Annotated in this window: 4 protein-coding genes; all 4 read left to right on the top strand. The window is 31.6% G+C overall.

The window, feature by feature from the left end; all coding sequences use genetic code 11:
- The first annotated feature begins 189 nt into the window (after positions 1-189).
- Entirely contained in the window at positions 190-810 is a 621-nt protein-coding gene (locus ACFQ1G_RS01445; protein WP_380736460.1) for a hypothetical protein, read from the top strand.
- A 235-nt stretch (positions 811-1045) separates the two neighbouring features.
- Positions 1046-1582 carry a hypothetical protein gene (locus tag ACFQ1G_RS01440; protein WP_380736459.1) on the top strand — a complete coding sequence of 179 codons (537 nt, stop codon included), beginning with the start codon at positions 1046-1048 and terminating at the stop codon, positions 1580-1582.
- Between the two features lie 197 nt (positions 1583-1779).
- Positions 1780-2265 (top strand): hypothetical protein, encoded by a 486-nt coding sequence (locus ACFQ1G_RS01435; protein ID WP_380736458.1) that lies wholly within the window; start codon positions 1780-1782, stop codon positions 2263-2265.
- A gap of 169 nt (positions 2266-2434) precedes the next feature.
- Positions 2435-2677 (top strand): hypothetical protein (locus tag ACFQ1G_RS01430; RefSeq protein ID WP_380736457.1); only part of this gene is annotated, 243 nt, incomplete at its 3' end.

Here is a 2677-nt window from a genome sequence, read left to right as displayed (position 1 = left end):
TTATTATTAAAACGACAAGAAAATAATAAAACGTTGCACAACAATGAATAACACAAATTGCTCAATACCTTCCAAAAGTGACATTTTTGACTACCTTTAAAATTAACCTTTTAACTGACAAATTCGAGTTCCCAGGCCGCAACTTGCGATAATCGTAACCGTTAGGCAAAATTTCAGAAAATTCCAATAATGAAGAAAATCTTACTGACCTTGATCCTGCTTTCTACAAGTTTAAACTTCTATTCTCAATCTGATAAAGATGAGTTATTAGAACAAAATATTGAACAATTAGTTGAAGAATTAAAATTCATGTATCACTATGATCAAGCTACAAGAGAATATTTGTACTATCAAACATTTGATAAATCGATCACAGATAGCATTGAAAATTTAAGCGATAAATTAAAGAAAAACAGGTTAGAATTTACTCCGATAACATCTGATAGCCTGAAAAACCAAATCTGGCAGAACTATATTACACCAATGGATAAAATCCATACGGAGAGAATGATTGAAATAACAAAAAAATATGGCTTTCCTTCAGCAGAAAGATTGAAAAAATATTCGAAGGAATCAATAGATTTCAACCCTCTGATATTATTAATTCATTCTCCATTTTCATATTCAGAAGATTTAAAGAAAATAGCTAAAATAGAAAAGGAACAAGGAAGATTGGAAAAATGTGATTATGGATATTTATTATGGCATCTAAATGGAAGATCTGATTTTCAACCAATGCTCGATAATGGTTATGAAATGATAAAAAATGAAGATGGAACTGTCAAACTAAAACCGGTAGATTGCGATTAGAAACTTTACACAACAACGGTTAACGATCAAATAGCGGCAGACCTCTATAATGACATTTTTGATTACTTTTAAAAAGATAACTTAACCGACAAATTACGTTTCCCAAATCCGCTACTTGCGTTAACCGGGAACGTTGCCTTTAATTGCAAAAGACACATTTTATAAAATGATTAAAAATTACCGATTAATACTTTTTATTGTATTATTTCAAACTTTGAGTTGTTGTTCTCCTAAATTGACCTTCACTGAAATAGAAAAAAGAATAAATTCGAACTATACCGCTTTTAACGAAAATGACGTTGAGTATGAATTCGGTAACAAGCCTGTGAAATATTTAAAAGAATATGGTGAAGAAGGAGTTAGAGAAAAACTTCAAGAGATATACAAATTAAGAAAAACAAGAAAGTATCCAATACTTTATGATGAAATTGGCGATTTAAGGATTCAGGATATAAATAAATGCAACTCTACATATTTTTATAAAGTGAAGTACATAGTTGACAAAGCTCAGATGACCCCTTACTTAGATTCTACGGCTTTAGAACGAAACTATAAAAGTTACGGTAAGGATAATGTAAGTTTCAATCCAAATTCCAAAATCTTAGAAACTAGGATAACTAAAGAAAATATTTTAGTGCTTGATAAAGATAAAGTATGGAAACTTCTAGATTTTAAGGATTTTGACGAACAATTATATGACAGATTTTTTGGTAAGGGATTTTCAAAATGTCTTAAAACTAAGGTTAAAGAATCGGATTATCTCCCATATTGATGAAATACTGAAAAGCAACTAAAGGCAACATCGGTTAACGAGCAAATAGCGGAAGATCGTGCTAAAATGACATTTTTGACTACTTTTAAAAAGATAACTTAACCGACAAATTACGTTGCTCAGTTCCGCTACTGCGTTAACCGGAGACGTTGGCAAACATTAAAATCAAGAACATCAAACTTTTCAAAATTAGAAATATGAAAAAGATATTGACTTTTACTCTTATAGTTTTCGGACTTGCGATCATGAGTTCGTGTTCATCTACAAAAAATACAGGAATGAATAATATTATTGCAACAATGCAAGTGGAAGAACCTATCCCAGGAGTTTGCAATAATTCTAGAGTAATTGCAATTTTACCATTTCTTCAAAATGGACAGGTTGAAGCACAAGCACCATTGACTGATCAAGAAATAGAGGAACAACTGAATTCCAATGTTCATTTTTTACAAGACAAACCTGATTACAATGACAAAGGGATGGTTAATTTAATTATTAACTGTAAAGGTCAAATGGTTCGCTGTGAAATCGATAATAAAACGAAGAGTACAGAGCTTGATCAACAATTGGTTGCGGTATTTGCAAAATTAGAGAAATGGAAAGCAGGGTCTATTAACGGAGAGTCTGTTGATACATCAGTACTTTACAGTTTCACAATTGAAAATGGCAAAATACATCTTTAAATAAAGAAATAACGTTTGCCAACATCAGTTAACGAGCAAATAGCGGAAGATCGTGCTAAAATGACATTTTTGACTACTTTTAAAAAGATAACTTAACCGACAAATTACGTTGCTCAGTTCCGCTACTGCGTTAACCGGAAACGTTGTGCCACATTCAAAAAAGTTTGAAATGAAACCTTGGATTAAATATGGAATTTTTAATGCCCTGATCGGACTTCTAATCGGTGCTTATACGGCTATTACAGCTATAGGTGACGGTTATTTTGTGGTTGGAATTGCGGCACCTTTAGCATTTTTTTTGACAGGTGGATTACTCTGGAAATTTATAGTGAAAAAGAAATATGATGTAGTGAAAATTATAATCACGGGACTGCTGACGGGAGTAATTTCTCATTATTTAACCTTTGTAATT

The sequence above is a fragment of the Salinimicrobium gaetbulicola genome (assembly GCF_042676025.1).
GTDB classification, from domain to species: Bacteria; Bacteroidota; Bacteroidia; order Flavobacteriales; family Flavobacteriaceae; genus Salinimicrobium; species Salinimicrobium gaetbulicola.
Note: the sequence above shows the minus strand (reverse complement) of the source record. Positions and strands in the feature narration are given on the sequence as shown.